Source organism: Acidobacteriota bacterium, assembly GCA_016715115.1.
Classification (GTDB): Bacteria; Acidobacteriota; Blastocatellia; order Pyrinomonadales; family Pyrinomonadaceae; genus JAFDVJ01.
Genome location: JADKBM010000011.1, coordinates 606335 through 628324, shown reverse-complemented (window position 1 = coordinate 628324; position 21990 = coordinate 606335). Strand labels below are relative to the sequence as shown.

The following is a 21990-nucleotide window of genomic DNA, read 5'->3' as shown; positions in this document are numbered from 1 at the left end:
TCGGCTACATTCTCTGACGGTCGGTTGTTCGTGAATCGCTCAATACCCGCAATGATAGTTCGAGCCTTCGAAGACCCGTTCCCATTTGCCGTTCTTCTTCGCATACGCGCTGAAGCCGGCGCCTTCGAACGACTGAATATACGTGAACACCTCCGCGAATCCGTCGGCGTTGTAATCAAACGCATCAAGCAACAGTTCGTTATAGACGCCGCTATCGAGGGCGGTAATGTCTTCGCTCATCACCTCGGATTCTTTGATCGCCCTGAATTCACTGTAGCCGAATTCATACTTCCCTTCGGCGTTCTTTTCAGCGATGAAGAAGAGCAATGCACGCTCCTTGGCGGCCTTCTCGACCCAAAACGAACCGACCAGTTCGGCCTTCCCGTCCGAGTCAAGATCAAGCGCGGTGAGGTTGTGATATCTCAGATTCTTCGCAACGGCGGCGGGAATTTCGTTCTTCGCAAACTCGGCGCGCACCAGGGTTTCGGCCTCCGCTCGCTCGGCGGCCGTCGGAAGCCGGCGAACTCCGGATCCTTTGACGATGGCGTTCGTCGCGAGGCCCATCACCATTCCCTTGAGTTTTGCCCGCGTCGACGCGACCGTGACCTCAGCGAAGTTCCTGGAGCATTCGGCCTCCGGACTTGAACTCCTGACCGTTACGATACCGGCATCCGCGGCGCCGAAAACCAGCTTGTACTTGGTATTCAGTTTATAGTATGCGCCGACGAACTTCTTGATCGTCGGCGCATCGTCGCCGCCGTCCGATAGGGGTAGAAGCGTTCCGCGTTCGATCTTGGCGATCGGTTCGAGCGATTTACCGTCATTCAGGATGGCAAAGATCGCCGGTGCCGGTTTTGGAACCGGTTTCTTTCTCTGTGCCGTCGCCGGCACGATCAGTAATCCGATTAAAGCGGCGATGATAAATGTTCGTTTCATATCTTTTTTGCGATCGATTTGCCCTGCATAAACTGGAGCAAATACTCTCGTCCGCCAGCCTTCGAATCGGTTCCCGACATATTGAAGCCGCCGAACGGATGAACCCCGACGAGGGCGCCCGTACACTTTCGGTTGAGATACAGATTGCCGACGTGAAACTCGCGTTTCGCGCGCTCGAGGCGCGCCTCGTCGGCCGAATAAACCGAGCCGGTCAGGCCAAACTCCGTGTCGTTCGCGATCTCGAGCGCGTGATCGAAATCACGCGCCTTGATGATCGCCAGCACCGGCGCGAAAATCTCCTCCTGTTCGATGGTCGATCCCGCTTCGACGTTGTCGATGACGGTCGGCTCGATAAAGAAACCTGTCTCATCGTTGCCGTTTCCGCCGGCGAGGATCACGCCGCCTTCTTCGACTCCGATATCAATGTACTTGAGCGTCGCGTCGAACGATTTCTTGTTGATGACCGCGGCCATATTCGAGGCGCCGTCGGTCGGCTGCCCGACCTTCAGCAATTTTGTCTGTGCGACGACCTTGGCGACCAATTCGTCGTGGACCTTTTCATCGACGATCAGACGCGAGCAAGCCGAACATTTTTGTCCCTGGTAACCGAAGGCCGCCTGAACGGCGCCGGTCGCCGCCGCATCGATGTCAGCGTCATCCGCCACGACAATCGCGTCTTTTCCCCCCATCTCGGCGATGACGCGCTTGATCCAGATCTGCCCCGGCTGTGTCTTGGCGGCCAGTTCGTTGATGTGCAGACCGACCTGTTTCGAACCCGTAAAGGAAATGAACCGCGTCTTCGGGTGGGCCACCATCGCGTTGCCGGTGGCGGCGCTGCCCGTAACGAAATTCACGACGCCCGCCGGCAAACCGATCTCCTCGAGGACCTCGATGAATTTGGCGGCAATCGTCGGCGAATCGGAGGACGGCTTGAGGACGACGGTGTTGCCGGCGACGATCGCTGCCGACGTCATCCCGACCATGATCGCGAGCGGGAAATTCCACGGCGGAATGACCGCACCGACGCCGAGCGGAATATACTCGAACGAGTTCGTCTCGGGCAATGGCGACGGCGTGATCGGCTGCGGTTCGGCCCAGCGGATCATTTCACGTCCGTAAAACTCAAGGAAGTCGATCGCTTCGGCAGTATCGCCGTCGGCCTCGGCCCACGTCTTGCTGGTCTCGAAGGACATCCAGGCTGAAAAATAATGCTTCCGTTCGCGCAGAATCGCGGCCGCGCGGAAGAGATACTCGGCACGCTCGGCGGCCGGAACGTGACGCCAGGAATTGAAGGCTTCGGCAGCGGATTCGATCGCGCGCCCAACCAAGTTTTCGGCATCGACATCGACCACCGAGAACACTCCGACGACCTCCGTCTTGTTCGCGGGGTTGACGCTCCGGAATTTCTCGCTGAGCGTGATCTTCTCGCCATTGATCCGGAACTGATATTCGCGGCCGAGTTCGGCCCGCACCTGATCGATCGCCGCGCGCATCGCTTCGGCATTGGCCGGAACCGAAAAATCAGTGAACGGCTCATTCTTGAATTCATCCAAAACACGTTGTGTCTGCATACTTGAAATCTCCTCGATAAATTATGTTGATGATAGAAAGAGAAACGCCGTAAAGCAAGTGAGCCCCGAAAATAAAAAAGCGCCGATCGGCCTGGCGATCAGCGCTTTTCGAGTTCGAAGCGAACGGTTATCTGACCCGCATCGCCGGATCGCCGAACAACGTCCACGAAAGCCGAACGTCGCGTCCGCCGACAAGGCTTTGTTTCGCGTCCTTGACGAGATCGCCGACACGCGGAATCGCGCCGACGCCGATCTGATTATAGAAGCGCGTCGCCATGATCTCCTGAATATCCGGAGTTGTTTTGCCCGAAGACGCCCACGCCACCACCGCGCCGCCGTTCGGCGCCCTGATCGCCGTTTCAGCGAACGAATCGAATCCCGGAGCGGTAAAATAACCGTTGAGACAGGTCAGCAGCGTGAAGATCGTCAGATTGTTCTGATTCGTCAACAAAGGGATGTCGTTGCGATGGTAGAAATTTGATGCCGCCCAGAAAATGGTCGAGCCGTGGCCCGAGTAATTTACGAGATAACGGCCAAGATTCAGGTCGGCGAGCAACATATTCCGCGCATTCGGGTCCGATCGAGGGATGAAGTTCTTCGGCCACGACGGCGGCAGTTGCTGCGAAACGCGGTTGTTGACCCCTTCGAAGTCGTAACCGATCGGCAGGTCCGAAACGAACAAAGCGCCGCGGTTATACGCATTCGTCACGCTCCCTTCGAACTGCGTCACCTTGGCAAGCATCAGCGCCACGTCGGCCGAACTGCGCGCCGGGATACGGCCGACCGAGATTTCACTCAGACCGTCGTTGTTGAAGTCGCAGAGGGCTTCGTCGCTACCGGTTTCCTCATAAAGCGTTTCGACGAGTTTCGTCGGCACGTAGCTGTTGAACGCGGCGTTGCCGTAGTTCTTCGGATCGTAGGTCGCGTCCCCGAGAAGCATGATGTACTGCGGCGCAGCTGCCCAGTTGTCTTCGGCGTACTGAAAAAACTCCGTCATCGCGCCTGAACTTTGAGCGCCGTAACTGAATTCGTCAAAGATGTCGGCCACGTCGACGACCACGACATTCAGCCCTGAGGACGCCCGATAGGTCGCCCAGTTCTGCGCCTCCGCCATCCAGTCCCGATGCGTCACGATGATCATATCCGCGCTGCCCGACGGACTTGCAAGTTGTGACGGGAAGTTCTGAACGACGGAAAGCGGCGCACGAACGGCGGATTCTTCAACAGCGTACAAAACGCGGCCGCGATTCGAGGGGATCGCCACGTCGAACGTCGGCCCGTTGCCGACCACGCTGAGGCCGAGCACCGCGTCCGGGCTGTCCGGCGCGGTCAGATCGAAGACGCGGACGTTGGCTGAGGCAAATCCCGTGAGTCTGCTCGTCCGGTAGTTCGCCGTATAAAATGAAAGCTGGTTCTGGTCGGCCTCGAACCGACGGGAATAGTCCACGGCGACCGTGTTGATCACCGAATAATCGTTGACGCCCGCGAGACCTTTCATCTGAATGGTGTTCGTACCTTGAACAAGCAAGGCGGTATCGATCTCAAACTGCCCGTTTCCGGCGTCCTGGCCATTGAAACTTATCGTCGACGGCATCAACTGGCCGTTGATCGTGATCTCGACGTTGTGCGGATTGACCGTCAATCCCTGAAGGCTGATACGAACCGTGCTCCTCAGAACGCTGTAATCGATCGCCGAGATCGGAAGGCTGTACGAAAGCGCGGACGTATTGCCGACCAGTTGGGCGCTAAAAAAATTCTCGGCATCGCCGTTCAGGATACCGTTGAAGTACGAGGCGCGCTCCCGCCGCGTCAGGGTCTGCCCAAATCCGCTTGATGCGACCGGTGAACTGATCGGACGCATTACGCGTGTTCCCATTCTCTTTCCGCCGCTTGCACCGACGATCAGATAATACGTCTGCGTATCGCTTTCCAGCGTGTCCATTCCGACGCCATAAAATTCGATGAAAGAGTCGCCCGCGCCGACCGTTATCGCCTGCTCGCGGCCCTCAAGGAAAAGCTGCCAGTTGCCGCCCTGTGAATTTACGTCAAAACCCGCGTTCTGGAGTTGGGCACGCGTGACGCGGTAAAGTCCGTTTTGCTTGGTTACGATCTTGACTCCGGGCTGTGAAGCGACCCAGCGTTGCGTCGGCAGATCGGGCGGGAAGATATTTTCGGAAAACTGTTTTTGAAGGTCGCCCGGAACCAGATTCTCCCGCAATTCTACCGACCGACGCTTACCGATGGTCTCTCGCAGTTCCGCTTCCGAACGCCCGGCGATCGGAGCGATGTCAGGGACCACCTGCGGGGTTATCTTTCCATAACGCGTGCGTTTGCCGTTGAGCTCGACCGTTTCGACGATGTAAGAATTTGAGAGCCCGCCGTTCGGGTCAAAAAACGTATAGTCGCCGATGTAGTTATCGGCCAGCCGCGTGCGGAGGTAGCCGCCCGGTATGATCTCGGATTCGACCAACTCCGAACCGTTCTCGCCATTTCGGTAAACATAAAACCCGATGACGCCCCGTTCACCTTCGGTTGACCAACGCAGAAAAACCCCGTCGCCATCGGAAACCGCGACGACATTGTTGAATTTCAAAGCTGTTTCAGGCCGCACTGTTTTGGGTGCCGGACGCAGGGCTTTCTGACCGAAAACCACGCCCGACGAAACCGCCAGAACAAGAACCAGACACATCGGAAAAATTACCTTTTTCATAACCTCAATTCCCGGCACTAAAATGCCAACCCCCAAAATGTTCGATACAAGTGTTTAACAATTCAATTCCAATTTACTTAATTAGCATCCATTACGCAAGATTTTTGTTCCCGAAAGAAATGATCAATCCAACGAATACTTCAAAAACCTCCGTGTTTTTTGAAAGTCCCGGCAGTTTCCTTTAAGGTATTAGCATTATGAAACCAAGTCCCGTCAGCCGTTTTTTGAATTTGCGTTTCCCCGTCGCCGCACTGTTGATCGGTTTGCTTTTGGCTAACCTCGTCATTCTTCCGCAGAAAGCCGTCGCCGCATTCCGCGAGCCGGTTCGGGCGAAGCACGGGATCGTCGCGTCACAGCATCAGCTCGCTTCAAGGGTCGGGGTCGAGATCTTGAAAAAGGGCGGCAACGCCGTCGACGCCGCGATCGCCGTGGCATTGACACTGGCCGTCGTTTATCCGGAAGCCGGGAACATCGGCGGCGGGGGCTTTATGCTGATTCGATTCAAGGACGGCAAGACGCGTGCGATCGACTACCGCGAGATGGCCCCGCAGGCGGCCGATCGAAACATCTTCTTGAACGAAAAAGGAGAACTGATCGACGGCGAGGGCGGATCCGAGATCGGATACCGCGCCTCGGGTGTTCCGGGAACGCCCGCCGGACTCGATATGGCGTTTCAGAAATTCTCGTCGAAGAAACTTGCCTGGCGTGAACTCGTCGAACCGGCCCGACGGTTGGCGCTCGACGGCTACGTCCTGAGCCATCGGCTTGCCGAGCTTTTCGAAGCGTACAGTGAAAGCCTCTCCAAGTATGAGGACAGCCGAAAAATATTCCTGAATGGCGGAAAATACTTCAACGAGGGAGATATCCTGCGCCAGCCGGAACTGGCCGCGACGCTCGCCCGTATGCAGCGGTTCGGCGCCAGAGAGTTTTATACGGGCCAGACGGCAAAGCTGATCGCCGCGGATATGAAGCGCCACAACGGGCTCATCACCGCCGACGATCTGAAGAATTACCGTGCCGTCGAGCGCGAACCGCTGCGCGGCACATATCGCGGCCACGAGATCATTTCGATGCCGCCGCCAAGTTCCGGCGGCATCGTGATGCTCCAGATCCTGAACACGCTCGAACGCTATGATCTCGCTAAATTCGGCCATAACTCGGCGCAGAAGTATCACGTGTACGCGGAAGCCTCGAGGCGGGCCTTCGCCGACCGCGCCGTGCATATGGGCGATCCGGACTTCGCGAAGGTTCCGACGGCGCAGCTCATCGACAAGAATTACGCGCTGAAGCGCGGAGAAACCATCAATCTCACGCAAGCATCCAAAAGTTCGGAGATCGGGGCCGGCGAGGTGACCTTTTCCGAAGGAATGGACACGACGCATTTCACGGTCGTCGACGCCGGCGGCAACGTCGTCACGAACACCTATACCATCAACGATCTTTACGGTTCGGCGGTAACGATCAAGGGGACCGGGGTTTTGATGAACGACGAAATGGACGACTTCGCGGCGCGTCCGGGAAAACCGAATATGTTCGGTTTGATACAGGGTGAGAACAATTCGGTTCAGCCGAAAAAGCGTCCGTTGTCGTCGATGACGCCGACGATGGTGTTACGAAAGGACGGTTCGTTCTGGTTCGCCCTCGGTGCGCGCGGCGGACCGCGGATCATCTCGGCGGTAACGCAGACGGTGATCAACGTCATCGACTACGGGATGAACATACAGGCGGCGATCGATACCCCGCGGATCCATCACCAATGGTTTCCGGACGAGATCATCTACGAGCCTTTCGGGATGTCGCCGGACAGCGTCTCTCTGCTTTCGGGATTCGGGCACAAGTTCGCCGCGAAACCGATCAACATCGCTTCGGCGACGGGAATAATGGTCGATGAAGACGGTGTCAGACTCGGTGCGATCGACTCGCGAAGCGATGGCGAGGCTGTCGGCTATTAGTCTTTGATCTCTTTTTCGAGGAGTTTGGTCGTGGTTTCGGTGACGGGGTTCGTAACCAGATCGGCGGTTTCCTTCCATCGGCCCGGTCCTGCCGGTTCAAGTTCCGAAACCGGAACCGATGACTGCGGCGGCAGCGAACCGCGCGCGAATGAAGCATTCAGCTGTCCCGGCATCGCGAAGTCCGCCGATTCCACAAGCGAGTCCTGAGAAATCGGGGATTCGAACATTGCGGCGTAAATGATCCGCATCAGGCCGCCCATAAAACTCAAGATCGCGGTGATCGGAATGACGTACGGGGAAAGCCCGAACGCCGGTATCAGGATCGCGACGACGGGCAAGACAAGCAGACAACCGACGATCATCAACATTGCCCCTTGCTTGATTCCTTTCTTCCGTGGCGAATCGATCTTGTTCGATGTCTTGACAAGGTGGCGAACCGAAGCGCCGCCCGCGGCGACGACCTCAGCGACGCCTGTCAGCGAGAATCCGCAACCCGAACAAAACCGGATCAGATCGCTTGCCTGTTTCTTGCCGCATACGGGACAGAACATAGTGCTTTTGGTTCAGAGTCAGTTGGTTTCCTTGAAGATCTTGGTCGTGCCTTCGGTAACACTCGTCGGCTGCAGTTCGTTCGTATCGCGCCAGCTTCCGGGGGCCGGCGGAGCATAGGCGCTGACCGGGATCGATTGCTGCGGCGGCAGAGCATTCGGCGCCCGTTTGCCGCCGAGGAACTGCGCGGACGTCGCATCCGGTTGATAAGCCGGCACTCCGACGTTCAGTTTCATCTCCTTCGGCAAAAACATCCACGAAAGCAATATCAGCAGGAACGAGCCGAAAAATCCGAGGATCGCCAGCGAACCCGCAACTTCTTCCGGCGCGCCCGTGACGCCCGCCAAAGGAAGCAGGATCATCACCAGAACGACGAACCAGATCGCGGAGAACTTGAATCCGTTCTTGCGGCTTAACCACTTCGTGTTCGCGTTCAGGGCGCCCAGTTGCGGGAGCGTGCCGCCGTTGGCGACGACTTCGGCGACAAGATCAAGCGGCATTCCGCAGCGCGAGCAGAATCGCGTGTCTTCCGAAATCTGTTGTTGGCCACATCGTGGACAATGCATTGTTTTCTCCCGGGAATAGTTTTCTCTTGCCGAATCGCAGAAAAGCTTAACGCATTCTTGCACGAAAAAGTTTCGACTGCAAAGCACTAGCGCCGCGGCAGTTTGTCATCGGAAAAAAGGCGAAAAACGCCGTATGCGCGGCCAAGATAATGATCCGAACGGGCGATCGTGTCGAGCAGGATGTCGAATATCGAACGGAGTTTCTCGGGTGCGGGGATCAAACGCCGCAGGTCGGCGTCATCACCGAGAAAAGCAAAGCCCCGGACGCGCGTCGATTCGACCTCCGCGAGATACTCCAGGACCAGACCGTTTGTCGCGAGCATCTCCGGCAGCGTCCATTCGAACGGGTCGTCCCACAGTTTCGCGGTTATGCCGCCGAACGTCGATTCGACCGCCGCCGCGGAACGAAGGACGTATTCGCCGCACGAATTGATGGGAAACAAGGCTTCGGTCGCCCGCGGCTGCCAATAGAGTTTTCCTTCCGGAATCATCGAGACCAGATCGCAAGTCCGCAGGTGCAGTTCCCCGAAACGCCGTTCAAATGTATCCAGAAAATCGCGCATAAAAGAAAGAACGACAAGATTCTACCTTGCCGTTCTTCGTTTGTCATTGGAGTTCAGCGCGTTATCGCTTCCTGAAGCGCCGCTCGCTCTCGATGATTCCGAGGCCGTAGTTCTTTCCGTTCCAGTTCAAACCGTTCTGGAGTTTACCCTTGACGCCTACCTCGGTTCCCTTCGACGGCACACCGTTCTCGGTGAAGACCCAGATCGAACCGGTGCCGTCGTCGATCTTGTAAACGCCGCCACGGACCTTCGTAAAAGGAATGTTGATTCCGTACGCGTCGCGGACGACACCGGCGACGACCACTTCCTTGTTCTGGTACTTCGACGGATTCGCCTCGATGTCCGCAATGCTCTTTCGATCCGGACAGGCAACCGTCAGCAACCCGACCGCAAACAACAACCCGACGATCAATAGTTTTTTCATCTTTTCTCTCTCGTTCCCCTCAAAAATTCAACAGTTCACGGGATCGCTTTGTCCCGAAGATAAAGATTCGCAATCGCCGCAAAAGTTTGCCAACATTTTTGCGATGCACCGCATCTCAACCCGCGTTTTGAGAATATCGCGGGCTCTGCTATATTCCAGTTTTATTTAGACTTTCGAGGAGAATTTAAACGACATAATGAAGAAGTTCTACGGATTCGCGCTGACGGCGATTCTCGCCGCATCCTTTGCGGTTTCGGTCGCGGCCCAGAAGCCGCTTTCAAAAGACGAATCGTTTCAGCAGATCGCGAAACTATCAAATACGAAAAAGCCCGAAGACCGCGAAAAGGCGTATCAGATGGGCAAGGAATTCCTGACGCAATTCGGCAAGGACGCGGATGACAAGGTCAAGAAGATCAAGGCGTATGTCGAGAATTATCGCCTCGGCGAGTTCAACAAGGCCGTCGATGACGTCAAAATGGCAGACGCGCTGAAATACGGCAAGGACATTCTCGCCGACGAACCGGAAAACAGCTACGTCACGATGAATCTCGGTTATTGCGCACTGGATACGCTGACGAACAAGCAGGACAGATCCTTTGCGGCGGAAGGGATCGCGTATTCAAAACAGACGATCGCTTTGTTCGAGGCCGGCAAACTGCCGAAAGACTTCAAACCGTTCAAGGATCAGGCCGAAGTCACGGCATTGATGTATTACGCGATCGGAACGTTTTCGGTCGAGTCGGACCTGAAACAGGCGGCCCAGAGCTTCCAAAAGGCGACGACCTTCGAGTCACAGGTCAAAAGCAAGTCGTATCCGTATTACATCATCGCGTTTTATTACGAGCGGCTATATGAAGCGGCCGCGGCCGATTTTCAGAAGAAATTCGCCGGCAAACCCGAGGACGCGGCGATGAAGGCCGAACGCGCGGCGATCGATGTTTTGATCGACCGGATGATCGATGCTTACGCCCGAACCGTGAAACTCGCGGAAGCCGAGAACAATGCGAGCCTCGGAGTCTGGAAGGAGCGTTTGACCCAAATCTACAAATTCAGGAAAGGCGACGACAAAGGCCTCGCGGGATTCATCGGCGCGGTGCTTTCGACCCCGATGCCCGAGGTGATCCAATAACCGACAATCACGACGAAATGCACGCCGACGATAACATCGCGCTCGAAAAATTCCGCTTTTCGTCAAGCATCACCAACGACGTCTGGCATAAAAAGACTGACGCCAAAGCTTATGAATGGTGGTACTTCGACGCGTTGAGCGATGACGGGCGCGATGCAGTCGTCATTATTTTCCTCGACAACTTCATTTTTTCACCGCGCTACAATCGTTCGGACAACGACGGGAACCAGGCGCGGATTCCGGCGATCGCATTCTTTTATTATCGGGACGGAAAGATCCTTTACCGGGCCATCAATGAGTTCGAGCCGCACGAATTTGAAGCGGGCGACACCGAACCTCGCTGTCGGATCGGCGGAAGTTTCTTCGAATTAAGAACCGCCCCCTACGGCACCGGTTACCAGATCTCGATCAACGCCCAACTCTATAATAACTTCAAGCTTGAGGCCAACTTCGAGTGGCTGACCGTCGAGGGAGATTTCCGCCAGTCAGACAGCGTCGACGGCGCCCATCACTGGAACCTCGTCGCTCCGCGGGCAGACGTTTCAGGCAAGGTTTCGATAATCAGCGGGTCGGGAACACCGACCGACACGCTCCAGTTTCGCGGCACCGGCTACCACGACCACAATTACGACGACCGCTGGCTTCCGGCGACCGTTTCGGACTGGCAATGGGGTCGCGCGCATTTCAATGATGCGACGGCAGTCTTCTATCGCTACAACGAATGCCACAACGGCGGATGCGTCACAAAACTCCTGACGGTCCGGGACGGCGAACTTCGCGAGCGAAACGCCGAATTCAATGACTTCCATCAAAAACGCGACATCTTCGGGATCAAGTTCCCGCAGCGAATGACCTTTGTTACCGAGGACAGCGTGCGTTTGCGGGTCAAGCACATCAAAACCATCGACTCAAGCTTCTTCTATTTGCGGTTCCTGTCCGAAATGACGCTCACGCTGCGCGACGGGAAGCCGCGCAAGACGATCGGAATCACGGAGTTCCTGGCACCGAAGACCCTCAAGTACCGCTGGCTCGACTGGCTCGTCGATATGCGCATCGGCCGCGAAGGCAAAGGCGCGAAAATGGCCTGAAGGGATTGGGATTTGCGATTTGCGATTTGCGATTTGCGATTTGCGATTTGCGATTTCTGGGCTTTGATCTTTGGGCTTTGATCTTTGGGCTTTGGAATTTGGGCTTTGGAATTTGGAATTTGGAATTTGGGCTTTGGAATTTGGAATTTGGAATTTGGAATTTGGAATTTGGAATTTGGAATATCTGGAATCGCAAATCCCAAATCCCAAATCCCAAATCCCAAATCCCAAATCCCAAATCCCAAATCCCCAATCCCCAATCCCCAATCCCAAATCTATACCGGTTTGATCTTGACGGCGGTTCCGTAGGCGAGGACCTCGGTGCATCCCTGCGAGAACTCGGTCGAGTCAAAGCGCATTCCGATGATCGCGTCGGCCTCGATCTCGTGGGCGTGCTGAACCATCCGGCTCGTCGCTTCGCGGCGCGCGTTCTCGCAAACATGCGTGAACTCCTCGATGTTGCCGCCGACGATCGATTTCAGGCCGCCGACGATGCCGCGGCCGATTCCGGTGGCGCGAACGACGATCCCGCGCACGACGCCGCGATATTCGACGATCTCGTGGCCCGCGATCTCATTTCCGGTCGTAATGATCATTGTCTTGCCCTCCAATCCATATCCTGAATCTACATCTTCCAGACCGTCGCGGCAAGCCCGGAAACTATTCGTACCGCAACGCTTCGATCGGATCCAGGCGGCTTGCGCGATACGCCGGAACGACACCCGCGATGAAGGCGATGAAACCGATAAGAAGCATTATCAGGAGCAGCGACACCGGCCGGAACGCGACCAGATTGAATCCTTCGAATGACTCCAGAAAATACTTTGACGCGTATGCGTTGCCGGCCGTTCCGACGATCATCGCCCCGACGATTCCCGACGCCGCGCCCCAGAATCCGATCAGGATCGATTCCAGCGAAAAAAGAAAGAAAACCTTCGCGCGCCCCATCCCGAGCGCCTTCTGGAGACCGATCTCCTTTGTCCGTTCCATCACCGCGATGACGAGCGTGTTGATGATTCCGAATGAAGCCGCAAGCAGCGCGACGAAGGCAAAAAGGTTCATTCCGATCTGAAAGATGCCGATGGCGTCGTTCGTTCGTTTGCTCTGATCCGCGAATGTTTCTGCCTCATATCCTTTGGCGTCGAGTTTCTTCTTGATCTCTTCGATCTTGAGCGCGTCGGACGTGTTGAGTTGGAGCGTGAAATTGAAGATCCTGTTGTAGTTCGCCGAATCCTTTTGCTGCTCGTCGTAGATCGCCTTTTCCGTCTTCGAATCGATCGCCGAGAACATCGATGTCATCATTCCCTTGGTGGCAACGCCGACTATCTTCAGTTGCTTCGTTTTCATCGTCGCCGGATTCCCGGCCTTGTAACCGAGCGTGACCTCGCGGCCGATCAAACTGCCAAGGTCAGCCGACATCGCTTTCGCGATCCCGTACTGAAGAATTATCTGGTCGTCGCCACTGATCTGGCTGCCGGCCTCGATCTTTTGCACGATCCCGCGACCGAGCGCGTTGACGCTGGCCGCGTACTTCATCGAACCGTCAAGCGAAAGATATTCGGCCTGCACGCCAAAATTCGGCGACGCTGAACGGATCTCGGGAAATTCCTTCGCGAGCGCTTCGATCTGATCGACGCTGACGACCACAGAATTCGGGTCGAGTTCCTCGTTTTCCGGCTGCTGTTCGCGGTATTCTTTGACATCGCCTTCCGCCTTGTTCTTCGGCATTTCGAACTTACGCCGCACGAAAAGAATGTCGTTCCCTTCAAAATTCTTGATCTGTTTGTCGATATAGTCCTTGAGTCCGTCACCGAGCCCGTTCGTCAAGGTCAGAGTGAACGCCCCGACGAAGATCGCAAGAACCGTCAGGATGGTTCGCAGTTTGTTGCGCAAGAGATTGCGGTTCGCCGTGATTATGAGGTCTTTGAGTGTCATTTGGCGTCTCCCGAGCGCGTCTCGGCCATTATCCTGCCGTCTTTGAGTTCGATCTTTCGCGAGCATTTCGCCGCCAACTCCCCGTCGTGCGTGACGATCACGACGGCGATGCCGTTTTCCCGGTTGAGCCGAAACAGAATGCTCTCGACCATTTCGCCGGTCGCCGAATCGAGATTGCCGGTAGGTTCGTCCGCAAAGATCACGCGCGGTTCGGAAGCGAGCGCGCGGGCAATGCAGACGCGCTGTTTTTCACCGCCGGAGAGATCTTTTGCGGGCTTCTTCGCCTTGTCTTCGAGGCCGACTGCCCGGAGAAAGTCCATCCCGCTCGCTCGCCGTGCGTTCGTCCCGATTCCGCGTATCTTTAAGGGAAGCACGACATTTTCGAGGACCGAATCGCGGCCGTTGAGATAGAACTGCTGGAATATGAAACCGAACTTCTCGTTTCGAAACCGATTGAGCTTCCTTTCCGAAAACGTCGAGATCTCCTCGCCGTCGAACGTCAAGGATCCGCTTGTCGGGGAATCGAGACACGCGAGCAAATGCATCAGGGTCGATTTCCCGCTCCCGGATTTGCCGACGATCGCGAGACAGTCGTTGTCCGCGATCTCGACCGAAACGCCGTCAAGAGCGCGAAACTCGTCGTGTCCCTGGTGATAGATTTTTGTCAGATCTGTGGCTTTTAACATTTCATTGAACGATGATGCTCATACGTGAATGATTGAAGAAATGTTCGCCGCGCGTCCAACTTTCCGAAGTGACCAACGAAATCAGCCGGTTCGGCTGGTTATCCAATCAGGCAATTGCGCGATCCGTTCGAGCGTCGCGAAATTCTTGCCGCGAAGATCATTCTCCGCGACCCGGTCGTGAAACCACTCGGTCTCATAAGGAACGTGAACCGCAAGCCCGCCGATCTCGACAACCGGCAGAATATCGGAACGGAGCGAATTTCCGACCATCAGGAAGGCGGACGGAGCGATCCGGTGACGCGCCAGAATCCCGCTGTAGACCGCCGGGTGTTTTTCGGAGACGATCTCGACGGCGTCGAAAAAGTCTCCGAGTCCGGAGCGCGCGATCTTCGTCTCCTGGTCAAAAAGGTCGCCCTTAGTAATGACCATCAAACGATACTTTCCGGCCAAAGCCTCGACCGTCTCGCGGACGCCTTCGAGAACGTCGATCGGCGAGGCCATCATCGACCGTGCAAACCCGAGGATCTCGGTGATCTCGGATCCGGCGACGCGGCCTTCGGTCAGTTCGATCGCAGTTTCGATCATCGACAGCGTGAAGCCCTTGATCCCATAACCGAAGTGCGCGATGTTGCGCGACTCGGTATCGTCGAGGCGCTGCTCGATCCAATCAGGAGTGTGATACCGCCCCAAAAGCGTTTTGAATTTTTCCTTGGCTGAGATGAAGATCCGCTCGTTGTGCCAGAGCGTGTCGTCGGCGTCAAAGGCAATCGCAGTAATCATTTTTCTTGTTCCGGTTCGTCCATTCGGGCAATCATAACCGAACGAATTCTGCTAATCAAAGCAGTTGCAATGGTTTACCTAAATTGCCCGCGGCCGAAAAAAAAGTCTTGCCTTGGCCACCATATTTTGTGCTAAAATACTGAACGAACACAATACGTTAAGGAGGGCAAGCTTGATGTTTTGCTGGCATTGCAACCACGAATTAGAATTGAATTTTCAGACGACCGATCTTTCGTTCAAGTTTTATTATTGTTCGCATTGCGACAAATGGTATGAAATGAGAAAGGAAAAGGAAAGAGTAAACGGCGCGGTTCCGGTCAAGTTTTTCGAACTCGACTCGCGTCCGAACCTCCCGGTCGCGGCCTAGCCGCGGATCGCGTTTCAAATCAAAAAAGGTCAGACTGCCCGGTGCGTCTGACCTTTTCTTATTCTTGGCGGTCACTTTCGCCGTCTCGTGTCCTTTCGCATCGGTTTCAGCTGCTCAGCCGTCTTCCTAAGAGACTCTTCGCACTCTTCGTTTAGCTCACTGACTACTTCAAGAACCTTCGGGAGTATTATCTTCTGCGCCAACTCCATCGACTCGAGCATCAGTGGTTGCGCCGTTTTGAGGGTCTTAATTCCGGTCGGCGTGCCGTAAAACGCAATCAGGTCGCGAATCTCGTCCAATGTATAGAACTTGTCATAGGCGAGCATCGTGATCTCGTCGACCATTTCGTTGAAATTGACTCGTTCGATAAGGCGGTTCCTGAAAGTCTCGCGGTCCCTGCTCAGTTTTTCAAAGAGTATTTGCTCCAGTTTCTTCCGTTCGGACGCCGAAAGATCTTTTCGTTCGGCAACCACGGATTTGATGATCTCGTTTTCCGCCACATCCTGCTGGCGAAGGAAGGCCTGAATAAAATCGTTCGAATTTATGTGCGAATTGAGGATTTTAACAAGCTCTACAAGGTCGGCGCGTTTGTCCTCCGAAACCGTTGTTTGGGCGCCCGCCGCGATCGAACCGACGGCCAGCAACGCGATGATCAGAACTGTTCGTTTCATATAGCCCCTCCAAGCAAAGTCTTCTCGGATGATACCGCGTTTTCCACGATTTGTTGAGCAATGAGGCGCCGGCCTTCCGCCCTATGCCAGGAGTTGGCGCAGTACATACGGCAGGATCCCGCCGTTCTTGTAGTATTCGACCTCGATCGGCGTGTCGATGCGAAGCGTCAACGAAACGTCCTGCGTCGTCCCGTCCTCCCTGTGGATCCGCAGTGTCACGTCCTGGCGGGGCTTGACATCGGTTCCCTCGAGCCCAATGAGATCGAACGTCTCATCGCCGCCGATCCCGAGCGTTTGGGCGTTCTCGCCGTCTTTGAACTGCAGCGGCAAAACGCCCATTCCAACCAGATTCGAACGGTGGATGCGCTCAAACGACTGCGTGATCACGGCCTTAATGCCGAGGAGGCTGGTTCCCTTCGCCGCCCAGTCCCGCGAACTTCCGGTGCCGTATTCCTGGCCTCCGAAAATGATCATCGGCACCTTGTCCGAGGTGTACTTTTTCGCGATGTCGAAAAACGCCGCGACTCGCCCGCTTGGCCGATGGATCGCGTAGCCGCCTTCCTTCGGGGCGACCATCAGATTCTTGATCCGGACGTTGGCGAAAGTGCCGCGGAGCATAATATGGTCGTTGCCGCGTCGCGAACCGTAGGAATTGAAGTCGGGCGGCTGGACCCCGCGTTCCTGAAGATAACGGCCCGCCGGCGAATCAGGCTTGATCGCTCCGGCCGGCGAAATATGATCGGTTGTTACCGAATCGCCGAAAACCGCCAGGGCCCGGGCCCCGTGTACGTCTGCAAAATGACCGGTCTCCATCGAGAATCTCTTGAAAAACGGCGGTTCCTGAATATACGTCGAGTTTCTCTGCCATTCGTAGATCAACCCGACCGACGAAGGAATCGAATTCCAAAGCGGATTCTGCTCGGCAAAGTCGCTGTAGAGCCGGCGATAGGTTTCGGCATCGAACGCCGCCATCATTACTTCGGCAACCTCCTCGGACGTCGCCCAAATGTCGGCCAAATAGACGTCGTTGCCGTCCCGGTCCTTGCCGACCGGTTCCTTTGTAAGATCTTTGTTGACCGTTCCGGCGAGAGCATACGCCACCACGAGCGGCGGCGATGCAAGGAAGTTCGCCTTGATGTTCTGGTGAACGCGCGCTTCGAAATTGCGGTTTCCGGACAGAACCGACGCCGCGATCAGGTCGTTTTCGACGATCGCCCGCTCGATCGCCGGATGAAGCGGTCCCGAGTTGCCGATACAGGTCGTGCAGCCGTATCCGACGAGATTGAATCCGACCTCATCGAGATACTGCTGAAGCCCGGTCTTCTCGAGATACTCGGTGACAGCGCGCGATCCGGGTCCGAGCGATGTCTTGACCGCCGGCCCGACGCGCATTCCGCGCATCGCGGCTTTTTTGGCGACGATCCCGGCCGCGAGCATAACGCTCGGGTTCGACGTATTCGTGCAGGAGGTGATCGCGGCGATCAGCACGTCGCCGTTGCCGACCCCGACCTCCGTAGCCCGGATCTGCTTGTTGCCGTACATCGGCATTATGCGGTTGTCGTGATTCTCCCGGGTCATATCCACGTTGACCCGTTTGTTGAGTTCTTCCGCGGGTTTGGCGTAGCCGTTTTCGGCGACCGGTTTCGAGAACAGTTCGGCAAACTTCGAACTCAGGTTCGAAAGATCGATCCTGTCCTGCGGACGTTTCGGTCCGGCAACCGAAGGCACGATCGTCGCGAGATCGAGATCGAGCACGGCCGAGTAATCGACGTCGCCGGCGAGCGGGATCGCGAAGATCCCCTGCGCCTCGTAGTAATTCCTGATCGTCGCGATCTGTTCGTCAGTGCGTCCGGTCGCGCGAAAATAGTCGAGCGTCTTTTCGTCCGACGGGAAAAAGCCCATCGTCGCCCCATACTCAGGCGCCATATTGGCGATCGTCGCCCGGTCTGTGGCCGCCAGATTTCGCGCACCCTCGCCGTGAAACTCGACGAACTTCCCGACCACCTTCGCGGCGCGCAGCATTTCCGTGATGCTCAGGACGAGGTCCGTCGCCGTCACGCCTTCGTTGAGCTTTCCCGTAAGGTTAACGCCGACGACGTCCGGCGTCAGAAAATACACGGGTTGCCCGAGCATTCCGGCTTCGGCTTCGATGCCGCCGACACCCCAGCCGACGATCCCGAGCCCGTTGATCATCGTCGTGTGCGAGTCGGTTCCGACGAGCGTGTCGGGAAAGAAAACCCCGTCGCGTTCGAAAACGCCGCGCGCGAGATACTCCATATTGACCTGATGGACGATCCCGATTCCCGGCGGCACGACCTTGAACGAATCGAACGCCTGCGTTCCCCATTTGAGAAACCGGTAGCGCTCGGCGTTGCGATCGAATTCGATCTCAAGATTCACGCGATACGCGTCCTCGCTCGCGGTGAAGTCAACCTGGACGGAGTGATCGACGACGAGGTCGACCGGCACGAGAGGTTCGATCAATTCCGGATTCCGGCCCATTCTCGCAACCGCCGAACGCATCGCCGCGAGGTCAACGAGAAGCGGAACGCCGGTAAAATCCTGAAGCACGACGCGCGCGACGACGAACGGTATCTCCTCGGTCCGCTCGGACTTCGCCGCCCAGTTCGCCAACGCCCGGACGTTTTCTTCGCTGACCTTTCGCCCGTTGTCAAAATTCCGAAGAACCGATTCAAGGACGATTCGAATTGAGACCGGCAGCCGCGAGATTCGGCCGACGCCCTCGGCTTCGAGCTGCGGTAACGAGTAGTAAATGCCGTCGGCGCCTGATCCGGTTTTGAAGGTTCGCCGCGTGTTGAAGAGATTGTGTGTCATAGGTTTGAATCCGAGAAAAAAGTTGTCGTTCGTCAAACTGCAATTCTAGATTTCACTTAACGAAAACTCAAGCGTTAATTAGTTTTAGTAATTTTTTTCATCTGACCGACCGGACAGATTTCTCAGGCTAATTAATATCCCGGCAAGCCCTCGCCGGCGGCCGGGAATCCACGGATATCCGAAACCCAAGGCGTCCCGCGCAAAGCCGGAGACGGGCTTTGCGAATCGTTTGAAACAGGCTATAGTCAAAGTTCGGTCCGGGAATACTGACAAACTCAAGGCTTTTGGCCTGGCGACCTGAAACACGGTCGTTCCGCGGACTTTTCTTCAACATAATGAACGACGGCGATAGTAGTAAGAATGTTTCTGGCAAGGTTTTCTCCGCGAAAATTTGTCCAACGCCTGGCGCGCATTCCGGCGCGCATCCGTCGTAATCTCTCCAATTACAGGCTTGTCGCCTACATCGCCGTTCTCGGCCCCGGAATCATCGCCGCCAACGCCGGCAATGACGCGAGCGGCATCGCCACATATTCAACGGTCGGAGCCGGCTACGGTTACACGCTCCTTTGGGTCTTCATTCCGATGATGATCTCGCTGATCATCGTCCAGGAAATGTGCGTCCGGATGGGTGTGATCACCGGCCAGGGGCTCGCCGACCTCATTCGCGAGCAGTTCGGCGTTCGCTGGACGGCGCTGATCATGCTTGCGCTATTGATCGCGAATACGGGCGTCATCATCTCGGAATTCGTCGGCATCGCCCAAGCCTCGGAGCTTTTCGGAATTCCCCGCTACCTGACGATTCCGCTCACCGCCGGACTGATCTGGTGGCTCGTCGTAAAGGGAACCCAAAAACGCGTCGAACAGGTGTTCCTCGCGATGTCACTGGTCTTTCTCGGCTATGTAATCTCCGCCTTTCTCGCAAGACCCGTCTGGTCTGATGTCGGCACACAGCTTCTTGAACCGAATTTCGAAATGCATTCCGGTTATCTGTTCACCGTGATGGCGCTCATCGGCACGACGATCACGCCGTTTATGCAGGTCTATGTTCAGTCGTCGGTGGTCGAAAAAGCGCTCGACGAAGAAGATCTGCCGCTCGCCCGCGCAGATGTCGTCGTCGGAACGATCTTCGCCTGCCTGATCGCGGCGTTCATCGTCATCTGCACGGCCGCGACGCTCCATCTCCGCGGGGTGACGGAGATCGACTCCGCCGCGACCGCCGCCAACGCGCTCGCTCCGGTCGCTGGCGAATATGCACGATATCTCTTCGGAATCGGGCTTTTCGGTGCGGCGATGCTCGCAATGGGAGTCTTGCCGCTGGCGACCGCCTACAGCCTGAGCGAGGCACTCGGATTTGAAAAGGGACTCTCGCGTTCGTTTCGCGAGGCGCCGATATTTCTCGGGATTTTCACCGCGCTGATCGTCGTCGGGATGGTCGTCGCGATGATTCCGCATATCCCGCAGATCAAACTTCTTATTTTTACCCAAAGCATCAACGGCGTACTGCTGCCGTTCATTCTGGTCGCCATCGTCTCGCTCTCGTCGAATCGTGAGATCATGGGCGAACACGCGAATGGAGTCATCTTCAAGATCGTCGCCTGGCTCATCACGGCGGTCGTTTCCACCTTGTCGCTGATGTTGATTGGAAAAGTCATCGTTGATATGTTTTAATCCGTTTACCCAAAATCCGGCGCGAATTTTCAAATTTTTATGGCGATTTCCGAACTCCGAAAAAAGACCTTCGTTCTGATCTTCTACGCCGGGATCATCACGATCCTGCTGCTCCTGACACCGTCCGACGAGACGGCTCGAAGTTATCTCGGCGCGCAGTTCCCCGAAATGGAAAGCAGCGGCGCGATGGCGACGCAGGTCGGTCAGACGATCGTCAGCCTGGTTCTCAATGTCCTCCATATCGTCAAGATATTCTTCTGGATGGCGCTCGTCATTATGTTCGTGCGCTACGTCAACTTCTTTGTTTTCAACATTTTGCTTCGGAACTCGACGCAAAGCGAGGTGTCGTCGCTGATAAAGTCGGTTGTTTCGATCATCGTTTCGATCGTCGCCTTTTTCATCATCTTCCAATCGCAGTACCCGAAGGTCGAACTTGCGCCGCTGTTTACCGGATCGACGATTCTTGGGATCGTCGTCGGTCTCGCGTTGCAGGACACGCTCGGCAACCTCTTCGCCGGGATCGCGCTTCAGGCCGACCAGCCGTTTCAGGTCGGCGACGTCATCAACCTTCAGAACAACCGCTGGATGGGCGTCGTCGAGCAGGTTTCGTGGCGCGGCGTGAAGATCCGAACGTTCCAGAACAAGATCGTCGTCATCAGCAACGCGGTGCTCGGTCGTGAATTCATCGAGGTCGCGCCGAAGGACAATCTGAACGCCCGGCTCGTCTTCTTCAACACGCTTTATTCGAAATCGCCGACAAAGACCATCCATTTGATCAGGGATGTCGTGTCCCGTGCCGAGAACGTTTCGCCGAAGTTCCGGCCGATCGTGCGGATCAGGAATCTCGGCGACAACGGGATTGATTACGAAGTGAAATACTGGCTCGAGGACTACTCGAAGTTCAACGATACGGACGCGCTTGTCAGACAGCGCATTTGGTACGCGTTTCAGAGAGAGGGTATCCATTTCGCGTTTCCGACGCGGACGCTTCATTTTGAGAAACAACCCTTCGAGCCTGATTCCGCCGAAATGTTCAGCGAGATCTTTCTGCGGCTTAACGAAGTGACGCTTTTTGCGCCGCTGACCGACGACGAAACGCGTCGCATTGCCGAAAAGGTCGTCTCGAAGATCTTCTCGCCGGACGAACCGATCGTGCGCCGCGGCCAGGAAGGCAGTTCGATGTTCATCATCCATCGTGGCTCGGTCAAGATCCAGATCCGCGAAGAAGGCAAACCGAAGGAGGTAATGAGGCTCGCCGAAGGCGATTTCTTCGGCGAAATGGCGCTCTTTACGGGTGAACCGCGGGCGGCGACGGTGATCGCCCTCGAGGAAACGGAGGTCCTCGAGATCACGCACGACACTTTGAAGCCGATCCTTGAAGACGACCCGGAATTGGTCGAGCGCTTCAGCGAGATCATCGAAGCGCGTCGCGCCGAACTCCACGAGGCTTCGACAGCGATCACGCTGTCGGGCGAGGCCGGAAAGTCAGGGGTGTTCGAATCGATCCGAAAGTTCTTCGGCCTCAAATGATTTCGCAATCAGGGCCGGGCTGCCGCACGA

18 protein-coding genes are annotated in these 21990 nt (G+C 56.1%); 5 read left to right on the top strand and 13 right to left on the bottom strand.

The window, feature by feature from the left end; translation table 11 throughout:
- Positions 1-39: 39 nt before the first annotated feature.
- From IPN69_11330 to IPN69_11320, 3 genes are all read right to left on the bottom strand, one after another.
- The gene (locus IPN69_11330; protein MBK8811307.1) at positions 40-936 is read right to left on the bottom strand and encodes a hypothetical protein; all 897 of its coding nucleotides are present in this window, start codon (positions 934-936) and stop codon (positions 40-42) included.
- Complete coding sequence (pruA, locus tag IPN69_11325) at positions 933-2507, bottom strand: L-glutamate gamma-semialdehyde dehydrogenase (GenBank protein ID MBK8811306.1); 1575 nt, start codon at positions 2505-2507, stop codon at positions 933-935. The genes IPN69_11330 and pruA overlap by 4 nt, the downstream gene beginning before the upstream one ends.
- A 127-nt stretch (positions 2508-2634) precedes the next feature.
- Positions 2635-5217 carry a hypothetical protein gene (locus IPN69_11320; GenBank protein ID MBK8811305.1) on the bottom strand — a complete coding sequence of 861 codons (2583 nt, stop codon included), beginning with the start codon at positions 5215-5217 and terminating at the stop codon, positions 2635-2637.
- 197 nt (positions 5218-5414) lie between these two features.
- Between IPN69_11320 and ggt the strand changes: the two genes are divergently transcribed.
- Positions 5415-7169 (top strand): gamma-glutamyltransferase, encoded by a 1755-nt coding sequence (ggt, locus tag IPN69_11315; protein MBK8811304.1) that lies wholly within the window; start codon positions 5415-5417, stop codon positions 7167-7169.
- On the opposite strand, the gene IPN69_11310 is transcribed toward ggt, so the two are convergent.
- The 4 genes from IPN69_11310 to IPN69_11295 all read right to left on the bottom strand — a co-directional run bounded on the left by IPN69_11310 (position 7166) and on the right by IPN69_11295 (position 9271).
- Positions 7166-7720 (bottom strand): hypothetical protein, encoded by a 555-nt coding sequence (locus tag IPN69_11310; GenBank protein ID MBK8811303.1) that lies wholly within the window; start codon positions 7718-7720, stop codon positions 7166-7168. The two genes, ggt and IPN69_11310, sit on opposite strands and share 4 nt — an antisense overlap.
- 18 nt (positions 7721-7738) lie before the next feature.
- Complete coding sequence (locus IPN69_11305) at positions 7739-8284, bottom strand: zinc ribbon domain-containing protein (GenBank protein MBK8811302.1); 546 nt, start codon at positions 8282-8284, stop codon at positions 7739-7741.
- Positions 8285-8370: 86 nt separating this feature from the next.
- Entirely contained in the window at positions 8371-8847 is a 477-nt protein-coding gene (locus IPN69_11300) for a hypothetical protein (protein ID MBK8811301.1), read from the bottom strand.
- A gap of 61 nt (positions 8848-8908) precedes the next feature.
- Positions 8909-9271, bottom strand: a complete 363-nt coding sequence (locus IPN69_11295) for a hypothetical protein (GenBank protein MBK8811300.1) — start codon at positions 9269-9271, stop codon at positions 8909-8911.
- Positions 9272-9467: 196 nt separating this feature from the next.
- On the opposite strand from IPN69_11295, the gene IPN69_11290 reads away from it, so the two are divergent.
- Together IPN69_11290 and IPN69_11285 are read left to right on the top strand one after the other, a co-directional pair.
- Positions 9468-10400, top strand: coding sequence for a hypothetical protein (locus IPN69_11290; protein MBK8811299.1), 933 nt, complete (start codon positions 9468-9470; stop codon positions 10398-10400).
- A 17-nt stretch (positions 10401-10417) separates the two neighbouring features.
- The gene (locus tag IPN69_11285; GenBank protein ID MBK8811298.1) at positions 10418-11488 is read left to right on the top strand and encodes a hypothetical protein; all 1071 of its coding nucleotides are present in this window, start codon (positions 10418-10420) and stop codon (positions 11486-11488) included.
- Between the two features lie 275 nt (positions 11489-11763).
- Here the strand turns inward: IPN69_11285 and IPN69_11280 are convergent, their stop codons facing one another.
- The 6 genes from IPN69_11280 to acnA all read right to left on the bottom strand — a co-directional run bounded on the left by IPN69_11280 (position 11764) and on the right by acnA (position 18762).
- Complete coding sequence (locus tag IPN69_11280) at positions 11764-12084, bottom strand: YbjQ family protein (GenBank protein MBK8811297.1); 321 nt, start codon at positions 12082-12084, stop codon at positions 11764-11766.
- A 64-nt stretch (positions 12085-12148) separates the two neighbouring features.
- On the bottom strand, positions 12149-13423 hold the full coding sequence (locus IPN69_11275; GenBank protein ID MBK8811296.1) for an ABC transporter permease: 1275 nt from the start codon (positions 13421-13423) through the stop codon (positions 12149-12151).
- A complete protein-coding gene (locus IPN69_11270) occupies positions 13420-14109 on the bottom strand; it encodes an ABC transporter ATP-binding protein (protein MBK8811295.1) in 690 nt (229 codons plus the stop codon). The genes IPN69_11275 and IPN69_11270 overlap by 4 nt, the downstream gene beginning before the upstream one ends.
- 81 nt (positions 14110-14190) lie before the next feature.
- Complete coding sequence (locus IPN69_11265; GenBank protein MBK8811294.1) at positions 14191-14889, bottom strand: HAD family hydrolase; 699 nt, start codon at positions 14887-14889, stop codon at positions 14191-14193.
- 438 nt (positions 14890-15327) lie between these two features.
- Entirely contained in the window at positions 15328-15927 is a 600-nt protein-coding gene (locus tag IPN69_11260) for a DUF2059 domain-containing protein (GenBank protein MBK8811293.1), read from the bottom strand.
- An 81-nt stretch (positions 15928-16008) separates the two neighbouring features.
- Positions 16009-18762: an aconitate hydratase AcnA gene (acnA, locus tag IPN69_11255; GenBank protein ID MBK8811292.1), complete on the bottom strand. Its 2754-nt coding sequence runs from the start codon at positions 18760-18762 to the stop codon at positions 16009-16011.
- A gap of 360 nt (positions 18763-19122) precedes the next feature.
- Between acnA and IPN69_11250 the strand changes: the two genes are divergently transcribed.
- A complete protein-coding gene (locus IPN69_11250; GenBank protein ID MBK8811291.1) occupies positions 19123-20430 on the top strand; it encodes a divalent metal cation transporter in 1308 nt (435 codons plus the stop codon).
- A 39-nt stretch (positions 20431-20469) separates the two neighbouring features.
- A complete protein-coding gene (locus IPN69_11245; GenBank protein ID MBK8811290.1) occupies positions 20470-21960 on the top strand; it encodes a mechanosensitive ion channel family protein in 1491 nt (496 codons plus the stop codon).
- Positions 21961-21990: the final 30 nt, after the last annotated feature.